Raw genomic sequence first — 15,435 nt, 5'->3', positions numbered from 1 at the left:
CGTATCGCCTTCGGCGATTGGAATATCGATACCTTGGAACGCGTTGGGGGCGGGAAGAATGCGTGGATCGGGGGCAGCTGTGGCGCCCGATCCGCCCGGCCAATAGGCGTATTCGCGCGTTCCGTCCACGAAAACGTCAAGCGTATCATCAAAAAAGCTTGCGCCGTCAAAACCAACGCGCAAAGTACCATCAAACCGCGCTGTGCGGCGGAAAATAATCTCGTAATGCGGGTTTGTCTGGCTCCAGGCCGTACCGGCATATCCCGGCGGCAAAGTCGGATCGGTCGGCGTTTCATCGTTGTCCCACCGGTTGTCAGGTCGTGTCCCATAGGAAGAAAGGGGCAGTGGCCCAAATTGCCCGACCCCGAAAAACGTCTCGCCCCGCCAGGTTGGTGCGCCAGCACCGCCGGTCCCGGTGCGATCACCGTAAGGCGATGCGGGGATCGCGGCACCACCCTGCCAGAAGTCGGTCGCCCAATAGCCGACGGGAAAATCGGTATCCTGAACCCCATCCGGTGTTTGGGCAGCAGCTGGCGCCGCGAGCAGATACACCGCACCAGCCGCAGCGACGGCCCATGACCGCAAGACCTTGTCGGCGGCAGCTAGCCCGCGCGCGCGCAGACCCCGCCCGAAAAGCATGGTCACAAAGGTGAGGATGGTTGTCATCATTGTCATGAGCAAAGAGCTCCTGCCGGTCAGGTCGGTGGAATGAGATTGGGCGGAAAGCGCGTGTCCGGTCCGGGCCACAGGACTATCCGCAGGAACTTCGCGGTCAGGAACATGTATTCTGTGCGGAATGAGATTCATGACACTACTCTTCTTTGGTGAAGGACACCCGATGTTCAGTGTGCATCTATCGTTAACCGCAGCTTTTCCCGCCTCGGTTGCGTCAGTTGGCGTCGACAACATCATCAAGTCAAATCCCGGGTCGATTTACGATTCAGAAATCACGTTTCTGTGTGCGGTCGTTGCTAAACAACAACAATCGGGCGGGTTGGGGACTGGAATATGTCAGAATTCGGGCAGCGGCGCTGCTGGCCGATCCCGAAGATTTACGGCCCGCACACGCACAGCGGCGCAGATAGCTCGCGCCCGCTTTTTTATATTAAAATGAGTGTATTAGATGTTTTCTATTTTCCAATCTTGGATTTCAGTTATTCCAAAAACGACAATCCCGGCCACCTGCGCATGTGAACTCACCGCTCCTTTCATCGTCCTTGCGGGCCATTGCGACCCGCTGACCGATTTCGGGATCCCGATCATCTAGGGCATAGCTCTGGTACACCTCGTCTGTATTGATGAACCTGCAGATATCCAGCGATGTGGACAATTTTTCACGAGGTTTAGGACCCCATTCAGCATTCGCGCAAAATCGCAACTGGACTGATCCAGGATCTATCGCCGGTACATGAAGGACGCGCAAGTCGGTGATTGATACATGGGCCGAACGCTGCGATGCTTTGGGTGTGATCTAACCTTTCACAACATCCGCAACACGCCAGCTGTCAAATATTGCCAGCGCCTTTTCCGCAAATTCTGCATCATTGATATGACAGGGCAAACGTGTCGCAATGACGTTGTCGGGCAACGTCGCCTCCAACTCGGCCAAGAACGCGGTTAAGCCTTCCGCGTTGTGCAAATCTGCCCCTTCGCGGTCCCATTCTCCTAGTCCATGTTCGGGCAAAATCACCTCGACCGGGCCGGTTGCCTGGGCCAAGCGATCCGAATGCGCCTGCGCAACCGCCTTACGCTCTTCAATGTTCAATACGATGGAGGTCAGCAACCGGTTATGCGCGTGTTTCGGATGGTCTGCCCATTTTTCTGGGATCGGCTTCCAGCCAACCACGTCGACCAGGTCATAGCACCCCGGTGCCACGATTTGTGGTGTCCCGGATTGGCCGGCACCCGTCAACCGCGCGCCACCTGCGGAAACATCTGAGCCGTGAATATAGTTGCCCAGCTCCTGCGTGCAAAAATCCATCACACAAGCGAATGCACCATGGCTGGCCAGGCTTTCAAATGCGCGCCCACCCATGCCTGTGGCGTGGAAAACAGCGACCTCAAAGCCCCGCGCCTCAAGCGCGGGCTTTAGTGGGACCACGTATTTCAATGCTGACGTGCCAAGTGACATCATCCCGATGAGGGGCTTGTCTGGATCAGGCCTTTGCACCGCCCGCGCTGCCCCCAGAACCGCCCCCGCGGCCTGGGACAGGGATGCCTTACAAACCGCATTGAGGCCGTAAAGCCCCCCGGCCCACAGGATCATCTGCACATCCGCAGGCAGTCTTTCCGCAGGTATGAGCGGCGAGAACGACACCGTCGACACGATGTATTTCGGCACGCCCAATGGCAAAGCCGAGGCAACATCAAGCGCCAAATCTGTGCCCATTGTCCCGCCGAGCACGATGACCCCGTCAAAGACCCCTTCTGCAAAAAGCCGCGCCGTCAGCAGACTGGCCCCTTTGGCCATGATCTGCATCGCGTGGTTTTCGTCGCCGCTGGCAATCGCCTCTGCGATGGAACTGCCCCCTTCTTCGGCCACGTTATGCTTGGAATAATCGGTGGGCTGCGATGGATCGCCCAAAACCGAGACGTCCATGGTCAGCACCTTGCCGCCCTGATCGCGGATCACCGAGGCCAGAAACCCCAGCTCATCATCTTTGGTGTCGTAAGTGCCGACAATCAGAATGGTTTTGTCGCTCATAGTTTGATCCAGGCGGTCTTGAGGTTGATGTATTTGTCGATCGCATGCAGCGATTTGTCATGGCCGTTACCTGATTGGCCCACGCCCCCCATCGGGACGGCCACATCCGGGCCCCCATAGGTATTCACATGCACAACGCCCGTCCGAATGCCCGCCACCATGCGGTGCGCCCGCGACAGGTTCGCTGTCCAAACGCCGCCAGCCAGCCCGTAGACGGTGGAATTTGCGATCCCAATGGCCTCTTCTTCGGTCTCGAAGGGGGTCACGCCCAGAACGGGGCCAAAGACCTCCTTTTGCGCCAATGTCGCGTCTGGCGTCACGCCCGTCACGATTGTTGGGGCCATGTAATAGCCGCCAGTATCCTGCAAGATGCGTGTACCGCCGGTGACCACATTGCCGCCTTCGGCCATAGCCGTTTCGACAAAGCCAAGATTTGCGTCTAGCTGCGCTTCTGAGTTGACCGCGCCCACTTGTGTTTCCAGCTTCAGCGGGTCGCCGACACGCATCGCCTTTGCCGCCTTGGCGACGGCTGCGACGAAGTCGTCGTGGATGCTTGCCTCGACCAGCAGCCGTGACCCCGCGACACAGACCTGTCCCGCATTGCGAAAGATCCCAGCGGCGGCCACGGCTGCGGCCTCGTCCAGATTTGGCGCATCTGCAAAGACAACGTTGGGGGATTTCCCGCCAAGTTCCAGATAGACCCGTTTCAGATTTGATTGCGCGGCATAGGTCATCAACCGGCGACCAGTCCCACCGGAGCCTGTGAACACCAGCGCATCGACGTCCATGGACAGCCCCATCGCCTCGCCCACGACGGCCCCCTCGCCCGTGACCGCATTGAGAACACCGGGCGGTAGCCCCGCTTCATGCGCAAGTTCGACCATACGCATCAAGGAGAGCGACGCGGTTTCAGCAGGTTTCAGAACAACAGAATTGCCCATCGCCAATGCGGGGCCCATTTTCCATGCCCCGATCATCATCGGGAAGTTCCACGGGATGATGGCCCCGACAACGCCCACCGGTTCTTTGTGGATCATGCCCAAGATACCCGGCGGGGTTGGCGCGATCTCACCGTAGAGTTTATCGAGGGCCTCAGCATAGAACCGGATGGTGGCCGCCGCTGAGCCCGGTTCGGCGCGGAACGCCATAGAAATTTCGGTGCCATTGTCGCGCACGCCCAGAACCGCAAGTTCCAGCGCGTTGGCCTCGATCAAATCGGCCCATTTCAGCAGGACCTTTTTGCGGGTCGCAGGCGGCTGCCCCGCCCAGCGGCGATCCTCAAACGCGGCGCGTGCCGCTGTGATGGCGGCATTCATATCTGCCGCTGTGCCCTTCGCCACGCGTGTCAGAAGCGTTCCGTCCGCAGGCGAAACAACATCCATGGTCGCCCCGTCAGAGGCCGCGACATGCTGGCCGTTGATCAGGTGTTTGAAGTCCGGGACGGCCTGCATGCGCAAGGCATCAATCTTGGTCTGGTCCATGGGGCTACCTTGTTTGCGTGTCGTGAAGGTCGTGATCTTCGGCGGGTTGGGCCGCACGCACCTCTTTGATCAATGTCCGGATGTGCAGGCCAATGACCATCACGATCAAGGCAAACAGAATGGCCGCAATGGGACGGTCGATCATGTCAAACGGTCCGTTGAGGCGCGGCAAAGCAGAGCGGAGTTTGACCTCCATGATGCCGCCCAGAACCATGCCCAGAATGATCGGGACAATCGGCAGGTTCAGCCGTTTCAGCACAAGCCCTAGCACACCAAAGACAGCCGCGATCATGCAATCGGTCAGTGAATTGCGCAGCGAATAGACGCCCACAAATGACAACAGCAGGATCATGACCCCAAGCAATCGGGTCGGCACCCGGATGATCTTGGTCATCAGGTTGGTCGATGTCAGCAGGAAGATGAACACGATCACATTCAGTGCGATCAGCGCAAAGTACAGGCCGTAGACCAGATCAATATTGTTCTGGAACAGCTGCGGCCCCGGCACAACGTTGTGGACATAGAACACCGACAACATCATCGCCGTCAGCGCCTCGCCCGGGATACCCAGCGCCAAAAGCGGGATCATCGCGGCGGCTGGCACGGCATTATTTGCAGCCTCAGACGCGATCAAACCTTCGGGTGAGCCCTTGCCGAATAGCTCAGGCTTTTTGGAGGTTTTCTGCGCGTAGGTGTAGCTCATGAATTGTGCGGTGAATTCACCGGTGCCCGGGATCATGCCCAGCAGCACGCCAAAACCGGATGCGGCCGTAGCGATCCGTTTGTGTTTAAGCAATTCGCGGACCCCTGCCCCCATCCTGCCAGTCACGGGCTTTGCGTCCGGGCTGTTGTCAGGTGCGGTCAAAAGAAAGAACGCCTGACTAAGCGCAAACAAGCCCAACACGACCACGATCAGGTTGATGCCGGAACTCAGGAACGACTGCCCAAAGGTGTAGCGCTGCGTGTAGGTCACCGCGTCAAGACCCACTGTGTTGAGGAATATCCCAAACATCGCCAACATGCCTGCCGCAAAGGTCTGCCCCCGGTGTGCCAAGATCACAAGGATGATCCCTAAGAGGGCCGCAAGGAAGATTTCGCGGCTCCCGAACATCGGGGCGATGATCGCAAGGACCGGCGAGAGAAGGATCAGACAGCCGATGCCGAAAATGCCGCCCCAGAAGGAGGCGGAATAGGCCAATGACACGGCCCGGTGCGCCTCACCCCGTTCGGTCATCGGGTAGCCGTCATAAGACGTCAGCGCATTCACCGCCGTTCCCGGCGTATTGATCAAGACCGCCGGGATCGCGCCGCCATACATCGACGACCCGTAAATCCCCAGCAGCATCGTCAGGCCAACGATTGGGTCCATCGAAAACGTGGCCGGCAACATGATTGCAATTGCAACAGCAGGGCCGACACCGGGGATGGCGCCGATCATCACCCCACCTATTGATCCTACAAGCAAGGCGAGGACAACGTCCCACCGTGCCAACATTTCCAGTCCGGCAATGAGGTTTTCCATGTCAGGATCCGATCAGAAATAGGTCAACATGAACTGACGCAAACCGGCCGGCAGGACTTCGTATATCAGACCTGATGGAAGGTTCACTTTCAGAAATGTTTTGAAAAGCAGCACGATCAGCAGGGCGGTCACTGCTGCGCCAACAATGATGGATGTCTTGCGATACCCAACCCGCAAGGTCAGCACGATGGCAAAGACAATCGTGGTCAGCAGGTAGCCGCTATAGGGCACAGCCAGGGCATATGCGATGAACCACGCCGCGTATTCAAGCGAGGCAAACCACAGCAGGACTTCGCGCCAGCGTCCGTCGATCCGTTCCGACATTGCGGAGCCCAAAAGGTGGAAGGCCGCGAAAATGGCCATCGCACCCAGGGCCACCGCTGGCCAAAACCGGGGTTGTGCCACAAGTTTGCTGCCGGGACGCCAAGCTGTTTCGCTTGCGATCTGGGATAAGAGGAAGACAGACACCACCAAAGCAAACCACGCAAAGACGATGTCGCCCGGTCTGCGGTATCTCTTGAACAATGTTTGTAGCGTCTTGACGCGTGTCATCCTACGCCCCCCGGAGCAAGGTGCCGAAAATAGGTGATGGGCGGGCAGAAACCGCTGCCCGCCTACATGTCGCGATTAATTCCCGAGCAGTGTGCCGATAGCACCGAGGGTTTCTGTATCAGCCTCGATCTGGGCGGCCACTTCGTCAGCAGACTGCCAGTAAATCAAAGCACCGGTTTGCGCTGCCAGCTCTCGCGCGCGCTCAGACGCCATTGTCTGTTCAGCTACCGCGATGATCTTTTCGCGCACATCCGCCGGTGTATCCTTGTGAACAAACAAACCGTTCCAAAGGGATACGTTCAGGCTTGGCGCCAGCTCTGCCACGGTCGGCGTGTCGGGTGTGAGCGAGATGCGTTCGCCGCCCACGGAGGCGAGGACTTTTACGTCATCAAGGCATGGCAGAATAAGCTGCAATGTGGTGTTGATCACGTCCACATCGCCGGATGCCAGCGTGTTGCAGTCAAGCGCGTCAAATGGCGCGTCTGACGCAAAGGAAAAGCCCATCTCAGCGGCAAGACCGAGCGTAACCTGCGTCGGAACAAGCGGTGCGCCAAAGTGGCCCAGAACAACGTCGTTGTCCTGCGCATGGGCGGCCAGACCGGCCATGTCATCGTAAGGCGCATCGCCACCTGCTGCGATCACAAACGGATATGTCAGGAAGTTGCCAAGTGGCTCAAACGGGTTCGGACTTAGTTCCGGGATACCCAGATTTGGACCAACGACCGGAATGGCGATGATAAATGATCCGATGGTGTAGCCGTCAGCGGGCGCGTTTGCCACTTCGATTGCACCGGGGAACGGCCCACCGCCGCCGCCAGGTTTGTTCACCACAGCCGCAGGCACGCCATATGCGGCGGAAAAGTCCTCGGCGATCATGCGTGTCAGCACATCTTCAAGATCACCCGGTGGCCAGGGCACAACAAACTCAACCGGCTTTTCCGGATACTCTGCAGCGACGGGTGCAGCGAACGCGGCCAACCCAAGCGCAGCAAGAGATGCTGTGGTCAAAATCTTTTTCATTGGAGTCTCCCAGTTGATTGGTTCAAATAATGAACCGATGTTATGAAAAATAGCTTGCCCGCTTGGCCGGGTTGTGGCAAATTTTTTTTGAGCAAAGGGAAAAACCGATGTCTTCCACGACCAAAGCACTTGAACTTCTGGCGCATTTTAGCGCCCTGAAACCCGAGATCGGCCTGTCAGAGATGTGCCGTCTCGCCAAGCGCGACAAAGCAACCACATACCGGCATCTGATGGCACTGGAGGCCGCTGGTTTTGTTGAACAAAATCACAAAACAAAGGGATATCGCCTGGGGCCTGCATTGCTACAGCTTGGCCGCTTGCGCGAACAAACTGTCCCCCGCGAAACTGGTGCCGCAGCCCCGATGTCGGCCTTGTCGGAACTGTCTGGCGAAACCGTACACGTCACGGTTTTGTCGAGTTCTACAATTTTCGCCCTGCTATCCCAAGAATCACCCAAACACAGCACGCGGGCCGTCATCGACATCGCAACTTTTCCGCTTCATGCCACCGCATCAGGGATTTGCGCGCTCGCATTTGGTCCTGATGATCTGTTCGCGATCGCGTGTGAAGATTTGGCGCCCTTCACCCCCACCACGCCCACGACAGCAGACGGGTTGCGCATCTTGGTCGAGGACGCGCGCAGCCGTGGGATCGCACGATCAAACGGCCAGTTTGAGACTGATATCCACAGCCTGTCTTCACCGATCTTCGATCAAGATGGCGCCTTTGCGGGTGCGGTGTCGGTCGCCAGCGTCGCAACACGTTTTACCGCGTCACTCGAACAAATCATCACGGAAGGTCTTATTCAGGCCAGCCGGGACATCACGCGCAATTGGGGCGGCATCATCCCGCAAGATATTGAAACCGCATGGTCCAAGGCCATCGCGTCATGCAAGGAAATGGAACAGACCTCATGAAAGACAGCAATTTCCTGAAAGAACACAACGGGCGTCTGATGTGGCACCCGATGACGTCGCCGCAAGACAGCATTGATCAACCGCCCAAGATCATCACCGGGTCCGAAGGGGTCTGCATCATTGATATTGATGGGCACAAGGCAGTTGATGGGGTCGGCGGTCTTTGGAACGTCAACCTGGGCTATTCGTGTCAGCCGGTAAAAGACGCAATCTCAGCGCAGCTTGAACAACTGCCCTATTATTCGACCTTCCGCGGTACCTCGAACGATGCCGCGATTGAACTGTCATATGAGTTAAGCCAGTTTTTTGCGCCTGATGGCCTGTCGCGTGCGTTTTTCACCTCGGGTGGGTCTGATTCCGTCGAAACGGCGCTGCGACTGGCGCGGCAGTATCACAAGCTGCGCGGCGAAGCGGGGCGGACCAAGTTCCTGAGCCTCAAGAAAGGCTATCACGGCACGCATATCGGTGGCGCATCCGTCAACGGCAATGCCAACTTCCGCACCGCCTACGAGCCACTGCTGCCCGGCTGCTTCCACATTCCGGCCCCTTATACCTATCGCAATCCGTTCAATGAAACGGACCCAGAGCGGCTGGCGCAGCTTTGCGTGCAAGCACTGGAAGATGAGATCGCGTTCCAGGGCGCCAACACAATCGCCGCGATGATCATGGAGCCGATCCTTGGTGCAGGCGGCGTAATCCCGCCGCACAAATCCTTCGCACCAATGGTGCAAGAGATTTGCAACCGTCATGGCATTTTGCTGATCACCGATGAGGTCATTACCGCCTATGGCCGCACGGGCGCATGGTCTGGCGCCCGCCTGTGGGGCATTCAGCCCGACATGATGGCCACGGCAAAGGCCATCACAAACGGTTACTTCCCTTTTGGGGCCGTCATGATTGGCGGGCGCATGATCGAGACCTTTGAGGATAATCCAAACGCGCGCATCGGCCATGGCTACACCTATTCCGGTCATCCCGTTGGGGCGGCCGCAGCACTTGCCTGTCTGAAAGAAACCCAACGCTTGAATGTGCCTGAAAACGCAGCCGCGCGCGGTACGCAAATGTTTACAGGTTGTCAGGCCCTGAAAGAAAAATATGACATCATTGGCGATGTGCGTGGTGGTCACGGCCTGATGACCGCCATCGAGATGGTCAGTGACCGTGCGACCAAGACGCCAATTGACCCGGTGACCGCCGCAAAGGTCCAAGAAACCGCCTACCAAAACGGCGCGATGGTCCGGGTTTCGGGCCCGAATATCATCCTGTCGCCGCCCCTTGTCCTGACCGAGGCAGACACCAGCACAATCGTGTCCGCATTGGACACCGCATTTTCCGCTTTGTGAGGCCCCAATGATGCAAGATGATTACATCGCCCTGTTGGGCACCAAAGGCGGGCCAGCCATTCGGCCCGGGTCTTCCATGCCGACGTCAAACCTTGTTCACCTGAACGGGCGGTCCATTGTGCTTGATTGCGGTCTGGGTGTGACCCGCGGTCTTGTCGATCAAGGAATGCAGCTTAAGGACCTGTCCTTGGTCCTGATCAGCCACCTTCACTCGGATCACTATCTTGAACTTGGGGCGCTGTTGCACACGGCTTGGGTGGCCGGGCTGAATGCGCCGGTTGATGTCTATGGGCCCAAAGGCCTTGAGGATTATTGGCAGGCATTCCTGACATCCATGAAAGCCGACATCGACCTGCGGATCGAAGACGAAGGTCGCCCAGACTTGCGCGACCTGGTGACCTTGCACGTTATCGACGCGGGCGAGGTTTTGCGGATTGATGGCATTACCATCACCGCGATGCGGACAGAGCACCCGCCATTGGTGGATTGCTTTGCATTCAGGTTTGATACCGCGCACAAATCGGTTGTTTTCTCGGGTGACACTGCACCCATGAACGCGATGGAAGACTTTTCCCGGGGCGCTGATGTGCTGGTTCACGAAGCCATGTTGGGCGCCGCCCTGCCCGCGTTGATGAAGCGGATCGGCAATGGGTCAGAAAAGCTGATGGAACACTGGCTCCGATCCCATACCTACGCGCATGATGCGGCCAAGACGGCCCGAAACGCCGGGGTCAGACACCTTGTCTTGTCGCATTTGATCCCGTCAGACGACCCCGATTACGGTGAAAAGGACTGGCAAAAGGCCGTCGAAGATCATTGGTCGGACAATTTCACGGTTGGCACAGACGGATGCAGGATATCCATTTGAACCTTGCGTAAGGGTCAGCCAATGGCCCATGGCGCGATGCGAAATACATCAAAATAGAACACTATATTCTACTTTCCTCTCCCATCATGCCAAAATCGGACCGTTCCGACGGCGGCCTACGACCGCCGGCGGTTCTTGCTGCCCACGGTGCGTGACGTGCGCTGCACGCCGGTATCAACGGGCGTTTTGGGTGGTGCCTCGGGGTCACCTGACCCTTTGGCGGCATTCATCAGACCGCCCAAGACGGTTGCAGCCTTGCCTTGCGGTGTTGCTGTCATGGCCAGTTGGACCGCAGCCTTGCCCACGTCGGAATTGGCCAGTTGCACCATGGCATCTGCATAGGCTTTCTGCGCTTCTAATGCCGTTTTCGCAGCCTCTGATGCACCTTTGGATGCTGCACCGCTGGTCTGCTTGGCAAGCTCGGCAGTTTGTTCGATCCCGCTCATATTGCGGAAAATCGACCCTTGCTGCAAAGCCCCAAGAATGGCGGCCAGATCAGAGCCGGGCAAGCCCTGCAGCTGCCCCAAAGCCGCGAGGGACGGATCAAGCGCCCCATCTTTTGTCGCGACATCAGTCGCGCGGCTGCCGGTTTTGATGTCGGCAATATCCGGTGGCAGGATCGGGATCGGATTGTCGCCCCAATCCCAATACCGGGTCAGGTCGATCTTCTCGGCTGCGTTGGACTGGCCCAGGACGGCCTCGGCAAAAACGCCGTCAGATGGCAGGACCACGCGCGTGTTCACGGTTGCTTCCTCATCGCGCACATATTTCGCAGAAAAATCATCCCGCTTGGCCTTGTGGTCAAAGTGCCATTTCAACGCGACATAATTGCCAAACACACCCACCGGTTTGGGGTCGATCAGGCCGATCAGCGGCTTGCCCTGAAACAGGTGTTTGGACAGGAGCGCGTGGACCTTGTGCGCGTCAAGCCGCATCCACATCATCTGGTTCAATGCAAGCTTGTCACGATTAAGATACTCATACAGCCGTTCTTGCGTCACGCTGTGCCGCGTCTTGATTGCGGCCAAACGCGCGACGGTCTCGGCATGGATTTTGATAGCCTGCGGCACGGCCAGTTTGAGCTTTTCCGCCTGCAGCGCCCATCGGGTCATTGCCTTGGGAAATTCAATCATCGCCTTGGTGAACTTCGACAGGTCCGTCGATGCTTGCGGCGGCTGGGGAGGATGCGCCAGATGCGCATTCAGAACGGTGCTTGCAGTACCAATCGCCTTGGCTGCCTCGGCCACGGCCAATTCTGCGGCGGCGACTTCATCCTGTCGCGACTGGGCATTGTCATCGGCTTCCATCAGAAGCATGCGCAAATCATCCAGCCCCAAATCTGTCGCGATGGCGATCAATACCTCGCGGCACGCTTTCAGGGTTTCTTCGTTAAAATCAATCACCTCAAACGGGACAAACAAGCATCGTTCCGCCTTGGAGACCCGTGTTTTAAGCGCATAGACCTGCAGCACTTCGTAATACTGCACTGTCAGCGCGTGCATCCGGTTGTAGTTCGCAACAACGCGGGTGGTGACATTCTCGGTCTCGCCTTCCTGCACCTCGCGCACCTGGGTTGAACGGCGCGACCGGGTGGCCTGGCTTAGCTGTTCGGTGCGCTGACTGACATCGCGGCTGGATTCGGCTGACAAATCCCGCTGGCCGGTACTCATTGATGCGGAATGCGCATGGCTTGTGGCCAGAGATGACGACCCTGATATGCCCATCCCCAGAAAGCCCGCACTGCCGCCAATATTCGATTGCGTTGACACGGACGAGCTTGAGGATTGCCCAAATTGCAGCTCGCGCGCCTGTGCGCGCTGAACTTCGTTGGTGGACAGGGCCTGATTGGATTCGCTGGAGACCTCTTCGCTTTGATCCGTGGCTTGCGCGTCAATGGCTGCGGCCCGTCGTTGCCAGTCGACAATTGCAACCTTGGTGACTTCGCCCGGTGCCAGGCAAAGCGAATGCAGCAACGTGCCCAGCGCAAGCCCTTCCTGAAACCACCCTTGTTCATGGGTCAAAAGCACCCCGATTGCGGGCGTCGACGCATCGGCGCCGCTTTCGGCCGTTTTGGCAAATGGATCAAGCGGCTCGGCGAGTTCGGTCCGGGGGTCAGCCTCGAGTTTCGTTTTCGGCGGTTCAATATCGGTAATGTATAAAGAGGTGTAGAAGGCCGTATTCGACACCGCAAATTCGCCCATCTTCGGGACAAGGTACGTGGGGGCGTCTTCATTATCGCCGAGCGGCTCGAGCATCGCTCACTCCAATTCGCTTTGTGTAAATTGACCTTAGGTCAGCTTGGGTCGGTGTCTGGTGTGGAGTCAAATGAAATCGTCGGCCTGTTAACCCTTTAAATGCAAAGGCAAGATCGGATCATCGGCGCGCGCTTGCCGCGTCACCGGTCAAAACCGACGCGCAACCATAGGTTTTATTTGCTGAATTGCTGCACGCAGGCTGACACGGGGGCCGCTATTCGATTTCGACATCCGTCCGCACCTGAAACCGGGCTGGATCGAAGGTGGCAACCGAAACTTCCATCAAGGATCCGTCCTGCACAAAAAGCTGCGCTTCGATCTGCAGGACCGGTGCATTCTCTGCCAGGCCCATGATCTTTGCTTCTGCCGCAGGACAGGCGATGGCGCGGACAGTTTGGCTGACCCGGCCAACTGCGACGCTGAACGTGTCCTCGATAGCCTGATAGACGGATGTCTTGTTGGCTGTCAGCAATGGTTCAATCGCCGCAAAGCGGGCCGGAACAAAAACCTGGTTCACACTGAACGGTCGCGTCTCGCTGGCAAGCGATCTGGCACCGCTGACATGCAGCCAATGGCCTGTCTCGCTGAACAGCCCTTCCAGTTGCTCGATATCTTCGGTGCGGCATGTGCGGGTTTCAAAGATGGTGAATTCCGTGTCGCGCCCAAGGCTGAGCAGTTCACCAATCCCGCTGGTCGCCATATTAAAGCGCGGTTTTGGCGTGTCCGAGATAATCTCGGTGCCGGCCCGTTTTTTGCGCTTCAGGACGCCCGCTGCTTCCAGTTCCGAAAACGCAAGCCGCAGGGTTGACCGGCTGATGCCCAGCTCTGCTGCGTAATCCGCTTCGGGTGGCAGGCGATCCCCGACTTTCAGCGCACCATTCTGGATCTGATCCAGGATTTTTTCACAAACCTGCGCATAAAGCGTGCTCATCGCAATGTCCCCGGCAACCACAATGCAAGCTGCGGGAATACGGCAAGTAGCAAAGCAAATGCAAGCAGGAGGAAAAAGAACGGCAACGCAGCGCGGGCAATCGTCCCGATGCCCTCGCCGGTTTGGGATTGAATGACAAACAGGTTGAACCCGATGGGTGGGGTGATCTGGCTGATCTCAACCGCCACAACGACGAAGATACCGAACCAGATCGGATCATATCCCGCCGCTGTCACCAGCGGCAGCGTGATTGGCAGGGTCATGACGATAATTGAGGTGCCATCAAGGAACATCCCCAAAAGCGCGTAGAAGACCAACAGCACCGCGATCAGCACAAATGGCGACAGCCCAAGAGACGCAATTTGCGATGCAATTGCCTTTGGGATGCCCAGAAAGCCGAAGGCCGAATTCAGCAGCGCCGCGCCGATGATGATCAGCCCGATCATGGCAGATGTACGTACGGCCCGCCGCCCGGCCCGCACCATGGCCGGGAACGTAAACCGCCCCATGACGACCGCAATCACCAACGCGCCCAGCACACCAATGGCTGCGAGTTCCGTGACGCTGGCAAGCCCAAGATAGAGCGACCCCATGATCGCAACAATCAATGCCGCAACCGGCCCGATATCCCGCATCCCTTGCAGCCGCGCGCCCCATGTGGCCCGTTCCTGCCGGGGCTGTGACCCGGTCGCGATTTGGTGCCCGGCGATATAGGCCATGTAAAGCGCAGCAAGACAAAGGCCCGGAATGACCCCGGCCACGAAAAGTTCCAGAATAGATTGCTCTGCCACAACCCCGTAGATGATCATGATGATTGATGGCGGGATCAGGAAACCCAGCGTCCCTGCCCCGGCCAACGACCCCATGGCGAGTTTTCGGTCATATCCACGCGCCTGCAGCTCGGGCAGGCTGACCTTGCCCACAATGGCTGTCGTTGCCGCCGAAGATCCCGAGACGGCAGCAAACAGCGTTGAGCCCACGACATTGACATGCAGCAACCCGCCCGGCAGCCGCCCCAGCCATGGGGCCAGGCCCGAAAACAGGGATCGACCCAGCCCCGCGGCCACCAGCACCTCGCTCATCAGGATGAACAGGGGCAGCGACAATAGCGGCGTTGGAATAACCGACCCCCAGATGACCCCGCTGGAAAAGATGTCCATGGGGATATTCGGTTTGAAGATGGCCAGCAAAAGATAGCCCGTCGCAAAAAGGGACAATCCGATCCAGACGGACCCGGCCAGCAACGCAACAAACAGCAGGATCGTCACAACCGCGATTTCAAACATCCGAGGGCTCCGCGTCGGCGTCGCGCCATTCATAGGGCTGGTTTGCCAGCCGGCGGATCAACCGGGCCGCAAGGTCCAGCCAAAGCTGCGCCATGCCCCAAAGCACCACGGCCTGCGGAACCCATAGCGGGGATTTCGTGACACTGGTCGCCAGAATATTACGCTCGTAAGAGGTGGCAGTCTTGGTCCACATCGCCCAGACGATCAGCGCAACAATGACCAGCGCCACGAGGTTTGCGAGAATATCAAGGACCCGTCGCAGGCCTGGCGGCAACATCTCGGCCACCAGCGTGATCCGCACATGCACACCCGTGCGGATGGCCGGGCCAGACGCCAGCGCAAAGATCGCAGCCATCGCGTATTGGCTGAACTCCCACGTAAAGGAAAAGCTCTGCGCCTGGGCCCTTGCGACCACTTCGGTCAGCATCAGGGCGCAATAGCCAAAGATCAGCAGCACGGCCACTGTTTCGGCAAGCCGTGACAGGCGGTCAATGAACGACAGAAGACGGGTCATGATCGGACGCACGCGTCGCCGGGGGCTGACCCCCGACGATAT

At 58.1% G+C, this 15,435-nt stretch carries 13 protein-coding genes; 4 read left to right on the top strand and 9 right to left on the bottom strand.

The annotated features are described in order from the left end of the window. Nucleotides 1–1,008: 1,008 nt before the first annotated feature. Entirely contained in the window at nucleotides 1,009–1,194 is a 186-nt protein-coding gene (locus AABB31_RS17035; RefSeq protein WP_342077020.1) for a hypothetical protein, read from the top strand. A 277-nt stretch (nucleotides 1,195–1,471) separates the two neighbouring features. On the opposite strand, the gene AABB31_RS17030 is transcribed toward AABB31_RS17035, so the two are convergent. The 5 genes from AABB31_RS17030 to AABB31_RS17010 all read right to left on the bottom strand — a co-directional run bounded on the left by AABB31_RS17030 (nucleotide 1,472) and on the right by AABB31_RS17010 (nucleotide 7,279). Beyond that, nucleotides 1,472–2,704 carry a Tm-1-like ATP-binding domain-containing protein gene (locus tag AABB31_RS17030; RefSeq protein WP_373635054.1) on the bottom strand — a complete coding sequence of 411 codons (1,233 nt, stop codon included), beginning with the start codon at nucleotides 2,702–2,704 and terminating at the stop codon, nucleotides 1,472–1,474. After that, a complete protein-coding gene (locus tag AABB31_RS17025) occupies nucleotides 2,701–4,185 on the bottom strand; it encodes an aldehyde dehydrogenase family protein (RefSeq protein WP_342077022.1) in 1,485 nt (494 codons plus the stop codon). Before AABB31_RS17025 ends, AABB31_RS17030 begins: the two co-directional genes overlap by 4 nt. A gap of 4 nt (nucleotides 4,186–4,189) precedes the next feature. After that, nucleotides 4,190–5,707 carry a tripartite tricarboxylate transporter permease gene (locus AABB31_RS17020; RefSeq protein ID WP_373635053.1) on the bottom strand — a complete coding sequence of 506 codons (1,518 nt, stop codon included), beginning with the start codon at nucleotides 5,705–5,707 and terminating at the stop codon, nucleotides 4,190–4,192. Nucleotides 5,708–5,719: 12 nt separating this feature from the next. Continuing rightward, nucleotides 5,720–6,259 (bottom strand): tripartite tricarboxylate transporter TctB family protein, encoded by a 540-nt coding sequence (locus AABB31_RS17015; protein ID WP_342077025.1) that lies wholly within the window; start codon nucleotides 6,257–6,259, stop codon nucleotides 5,720–5,722. A gap of 75 nt (nucleotides 6,260–6,334) precedes the next feature. Next, nucleotides 6,335–7,279: a tripartite tricarboxylate transporter substrate binding protein gene (locus AABB31_RS17010; RefSeq protein WP_342077026.1), complete on the bottom strand. Its 945-nt coding sequence runs from the start codon at nucleotides 7,277–7,279 to the stop codon at nucleotides 6,335–6,337. A gap of 107 nt (nucleotides 7,280–7,386) precedes the next feature. On the opposite strand from AABB31_RS17010, the gene AABB31_RS17005 reads away from it, so the two are divergent. Genes AABB31_RS17005 through AABB31_RS16995 form a run of 3 tightly spaced genes read left to right on the top strand, consistent with a single transcriptional unit; the run spans nucleotide 7,387 to nucleotide 10,407 of the window. After that, entirely contained in the window at nucleotides 7,387–8,196 is an 810-nt protein-coding gene (locus AABB31_RS17005; RefSeq protein WP_342077027.1) for an IclR family transcriptional regulator, read from the top strand. Continuing rightward, nucleotides 8,193–9,539 (top strand): aspartate aminotransferase family protein, encoded by a 1,347-nt coding sequence (locus tag AABB31_RS17000; protein WP_373635051.1) that lies wholly within the window; start codon nucleotides 8,193–8,195, stop codon nucleotides 9,537–9,539. The genes AABB31_RS17005 and AABB31_RS17000 overlap by 4 nt, the downstream gene beginning before the upstream one ends. 7 nt (nucleotides 9,540–9,546) lie before the next feature. Beyond that, nucleotides 9,547–10,407 (top strand): MBL fold metallo-hydrolase, encoded by an 861-nt coding sequence (locus AABB31_RS16995; protein ID WP_342077029.1) that lies wholly within the window; start codon nucleotides 9,547–9,549, stop codon nucleotides 10,405–10,407. 116 nt (nucleotides 10,408–10,523) lie between these two features. Here AABB31_RS16995 and AABB31_RS16990 read toward each other — a convergent pair whose 3' ends face one another. From AABB31_RS16990 to AABB31_RS16975, 4 genes are all read right to left on the bottom strand, one after another. Further along, nucleotides 10,524–12,662 carry a hypothetical protein gene (locus tag AABB31_RS16990; protein WP_373635050.1) on the bottom strand — a complete coding sequence of 713 codons (2,139 nt, stop codon included), beginning with the start codon at nucleotides 12,660–12,662 and terminating at the stop codon, nucleotides 10,524–10,526. Nucleotides 12,663–12,876: 214 nt separating this feature from the next. Then, on the bottom strand, nucleotides 12,877–13,593 hold the full coding sequence (locus AABB31_RS16985) for a GntR family transcriptional regulator (RefSeq protein WP_342077032.1): 717 nt from the start codon (nucleotides 13,591–13,593) through the stop codon (nucleotides 12,877–12,879). Then, the gene (locus tag AABB31_RS16980; RefSeq protein ID WP_342077033.1) at nucleotides 13,590–14,879 is read right to left on the bottom strand and encodes a TRAP transporter large permease subunit; all 1,290 of its coding nucleotides are present in this window, start codon (nucleotides 14,877–14,879) and stop codon (nucleotides 13,590–13,592) included. The genes AABB31_RS16985 and AABB31_RS16980 overlap by 4 nt, the downstream gene beginning before the upstream one ends. After that, nucleotides 14,872–15,393, bottom strand: a complete 522-nt coding sequence (locus tag AABB31_RS16975) for a TRAP transporter small permease (RefSeq protein WP_342077034.1) — start codon at nucleotides 15,391–15,393, stop codon at nucleotides 14,872–14,874. The genes AABB31_RS16980 and AABB31_RS16975 overlap by 8 nt, the downstream gene beginning before the upstream one ends. Nucleotides 15,394–15,435 lie beyond the last annotated feature (42 nt).

Source organism: Yoonia sp. SS1-5 (assembly GCF_038443705.2).
GTDB lineage: Bacteria > Pseudomonadota > Alphaproteobacteria > Rhodobacterales > Rhodobacteraceae > Yoonia > Yoonia rhodophyticola.
Note: the sequence above shows the minus strand (reverse complement) of the source record. Positions and strands in the feature narration are given on the sequence as shown.